This window comes from Microcoleus sp. MON2_D5 (assembly GCF_036701905.1).
In the GTDB taxonomy this organism is placed as follows: domain Bacteria; phylum Cyanobacteriota; class Cyanobacteriia; order Cyanobacteriales; family Microcoleaceae; genus Microcoleus.
Map to the genome: position 1 here is coordinate 1 of NZ_JAUBRM010000186.1, position 4,664 is coordinate 4,664.

A 4,664-nucleotide genomic window follows, 5' to 3' on the forward strand; every position below is an offset into this window, starting at 1 on the left:
TACTCGAAAGCTTGGGCAGCGATATATACAAAGTGCGACTAAATACTCAGCCAACTGCTAATGTCACCGTCGCCATTGCCCCTGAAACCCAAGTTACACTTAGCCAAAGGGCCCTTACTTTTACTCCCGTCAATTGGAATCTCCCTCAAACGGTAACGGTGACTGCTGTTGACGATGCTCTTGTTGAGGGCGATCGGGTCAGCCCAATTAACCACGCCACTACCAGCACTGACACATTGTATAATAATCTCGTCGCCCCTCTCACAGTCAATATCAGCGATAACGATAACTTAGGCGATGTCAAAACCTTGTTGAACAAGTCAGTAATTGGTTTGACAGATCGGGACGATCGCGTCACAGGATCGGCATTAAACGACATTATCCACGCACGCCCCGGCAATGACTATATTCATGGCAAAGCAGGGGATGACTTGCTTTACGGACAAAAAGGGGATGATGGTATTAGCGGCGGCGATGGCAATGACATTATTTTTGGCGGCCAAGGCATTGAATTTATTCGGGGTGACGGCGGTATTGACTTGATTTACGGCGGTAAGGGAAACGATCGCATTGAAAGTGGCGATGGCGACGATATCGTGTTTGGCGACGGGGGCAATGATTACTTTTTTGGAGAAATCGGTGCCGACACTCTCACCGGCGGGTTGGGCAATGATGTGTTTGCCCTCGCGATCGGCACTGGTGGAACTGACGCTTCCGCTGCTGATGTGATTACTGATTTTACCCTAGATCGAGACAAAATTGATTTAATTAGCCCCCTGGCTTTTAACCAGTTAAATATTTATCAAGGAACAGGCGCTTTTGTGAACGATACTATCATTCAGTATCAGGTAACAGGGGAATATTTAGCTATATTGAAAGGAGTTACTGCCAGCAGTATAGTTGAGCTAGTAAATTTCGTGGTGTAGCTTTCGGGGATGCCGATATATTTTGCATCCCACCAACAATCTACCCATAAAAGCTGCAGAGGCAAATTGTGCCACCCAACCCAACGGGCGTGAGTGCCTAAGTGTTGGAAATGATTGAATATTAGTTAGCTGCGGTCAGATAAAAATGTTACAAATGGTATGAAATGAAGCTGGGAGCAAGAAAATAGTAATTGGAGTTTTCTGGTAAGGAGAGCGGGCGATAATCAAGAAAACTGGACTACAAAAATGACTGCCAGGAAAGACAGAACTTACGAACTGGCAGATGGCGGTGCGCGCTCAATAGCCAACTCAGGAGTCGAGTCACACCAGAAGCCCCATTAGAGAGGTTTTTAATGAGCAATAAATATTTTTTATTCGGCTTACCGCTTGAAAAAGTAAGAGGCTACAAATGACACCACAAAAAAATGCTTCACAACTAATTTTTATCGACTCAAATGTTGAAGATTACCAGAGTTTAATTAACGGCGTTTCCCCAAATGCGGAAGTAATTATCCTAGATGAAACGCTCGATGGCATTGAGCAAATCACCGAAAGGTTAGCAATTGAACAAAATATAGAAGCAATCCACATTATCTCTCACGGCTCTCCAGGTTCCGTACATCTCGGTACAAATACACTCAACAGCAGCAACATAAAAAGCTTCGGCCCTGGACTCAAACAGTGGCGCAAAGCATTAATTCCCCGTGCCGATATTCTCCTCTACGGGTGTAACGTAGCAGCCGGGCACGCAGGTTACGCATTCCTCACTCAACTGCACCAACTCACAGGCGCCAACATCGCCGCCAACACTAATACCACAGGCAACAGCGAACGAGGAGGCACCTGGGACATCCCCCAACTCATCCCCCCATCCCCTCACAGACCCAAACTTGCCGTCACAGAAACCACCCTCAAAACCTACAGCGGTTTACTAGGCTTCGCCCCCAAAGTTGACTTATCAACTGGCCGTTACCCCCTCTTCGTCAGCACCGGCAACTTCAACGGCGACGGAAAACTTGACTTAGCAACGGTGAACTACAGCGACAACAGCGTCTCCATCCTGCTCAACACCACCCCCACAGGAGCCACCACACCCACCTTCGCTTCCAAAGTTGACTTCTCTAGTGGTGGCGTTAAACCCTGGGATCTCAGCATCGATGACTTCAACGGCGACGGTCAACCTGACTTAGCTGTGACGAACTCCAATAGCAACACCGTCTCTATCCTTTTGAACACTACCACCGCAGGGGCCACCGCCGCCACCTTCGCCAGTAATGTTAACTTCAGTACAAGCGCTCAGCCCTTATCCGTCGAGAGCAAAGACTTCAACGGGGACAATTTACCAGATTTAGCTGTCGCCAACACTAGCAGCAGCACCGTCTCTATCCTTTTGAACACTACCACCGCAAATGCTACCACCCCCACCTTCGCCCCCCGAGTTGACTTCCGTACTGGCGCAATCCCCTATTCCGTCAGCGTCGGCGACTTCAACGGCGACAGCAAATTTGACTTAGCTGCAGCAAACAGAGACAACGACAGCGTCTCCATCCTGCTGAACACTACCGACGCAGGAGCTACGACCCCCGCCTTCGCCTCCAAAGTTGACTTCCCTAGTGGCACTAAGCCCTTGGCTGTCAGCAGCGGCGACCTCAACGGCGACGGGAAACCTGATTTAGCTGTGGCGAACATCTTCACCGACACCGCCTCCATCTTGCTCAACACCACGGCCACCGGAGCCACCGCCCCTGATTTCGCCCCCCAAGTTACCTTCGGTACTGGCGATGGCCCCTACTCCCCCAGCATCGACGACGTCAACGACGACGGAAAACCTGACTTAGCTGTGGCGAACAACGGCAGCGACACCGCCTCCATCCTGCTCAACACCACCGCCCCCGGAGCCACCACCCCCACTTTCGCCACCAAAGTTGACTTCACAACGGGCGATGGCCCCCGCTCCACCATCATCGACGACATCAACGGCGACGGGAAACCTGACTTAGCTGTGGCGAACGGCTTCAGCAACAGCGTCTCCATCCTGCTCAACACTACCCCGAAAGTTACTGCTGTCACCGCCACCAACCCTGACGGCAGCTACGGTGTCGGTTCTACTATCAATATCACCGTCACCTTCGATGCCGCTGTCAACGTAGATACCACAGGTGGCACGCCCCAACTGCTACTAGAAACAGGCACAACTGACCGCTTTGCCACCTATACCAGCGGTAGCGGTACTACAGCCCTCACCTTCAACTATGTAGTGCAAGCCCCAGACACCTCGGGTGACTTAGAATACCTGGCCACAACTGCCCTCACCCTCAACGGCGGCACAATTAAAGATAATTTGACTGGGGATGCCATCTTAGGCCTCCCCGCTACCGCCACACCCAATTCCCTCGGCGGTAGTAAAGCCATAGTTATTGACACCATTGTACCCACAGTTGCCTTAAAATCCGCATCCCCAACAACCACAAACGCAGCATTTTTAGTCACAGCAACATTCAGCGAAAGCGTCACAGGATTTATAGCCAGCGACGTTAATCTTACTAACAGTACGCTTAGCAATTTCACAGGTAGCGGGACAACTTATAATTTTACCGTTACACCTAATGCTGATGGTCCTGTCACCGTTGATGTCCCTGCTGCTACAGCCACTGATCTTGCTGGCAATAACAATACCGCCGCCACGCAACTGACTCGCAGCGCCGACATCACCGCGCCAACAGTTGCCTTAAAATCCGCATCCCCAACAACCACAAATGCAGCATTTTTAGTCACAGCAACATTCAGCGAAAGCGTCACAGGATTTATTGCCAGCGACGTTAATCTTACTAACAGTACGATTAGCAATTTCACAGGTAGCGGCACAACTTATAATTTTACCGTTACACCTAATGCTGATGGCCCTGTCACCGTTGATGTCCCTGCTGCTACAGCCACTGATATTGCTGGCAATAATAATACCGCCGCCACGCAACTGACTCGCACGAATGATGCTACAGCGCCAACAGTTGCCTTAACATCCGCATCCCCAACAATCACAAACGCACCATTTAGCGTCACAGCAACATTCAGTGAAGATGTCACCGGGTTTGATAATACTGATATTACTGTCGCCAATGCGACAGTCGGTAACTTTGTCACAGTTGATGCCAAAACTTACACCTTTGATGTCACACCGAATGCTGATGGTAATGTCACCGTTGATGTACTTGCGGCAACAGCGAATGATACTGGGGGTAATAACAATACGGCGGCCACTCGGTTAACTCGTACCGCTGATTTTACCGCACCAACAGTTGCCTTAACATCCGCATCAGCAACCCGAGTCAACGCAGCATTTAGCGTCACAGCAACATTCAGTGAAAATGTCACCGGGTTTGATAATACTGATATTACCGTCACCAATGCGACTGTCGGTAACTTTGTCACAGTCGATGCCAAAACCTACACCTTTGATGTCACCCCGAATGCTGATGGCCCCGTCACAGTTGATGTACTTGCGGCTCTTGCTAAGGATACTGCCAGTAATAACAATACCGCAGCAACTCAACTGGTTCGTAATGCTAATTTTACGGCACCTACTGCTAGCTTGGGTACAATTTCTAACATTACTACAGCGGGCGGCACAAGTCAGACCTTGACAGTTACTTTTAGTGATAGTAGTGGAGTTGATGTTAGCAGTTTAGATAATTCTGATCTGGTAGTAAACTGGTCAGGTGGTGCAATTCCCGCTACATT

At 49.7% G+C, this 4,664-nt stretch carries 2 protein-coding genes; both read left to right on the forward strand.

Annotated elements, in window-relative coordinates; genetic code table 11:
- The coding region (locus QUA47_RS30280) for a calcium-binding protein (RefSeq protein ID WP_445302562.1) at window positions 1-926 on the forward strand (926 nt) is incomplete at its 5' end.
- A 409-nt stretch (window positions 927-1,335) separates the two neighbouring features.
- Window positions 1,336-4,664, forward strand: a 3,329-nt coding sequence (locus QUA47_RS30285) for an Ig-like domain-containing protein (protein WP_333433542.1), incomplete at its 3' end; no start/stop codon positions are given.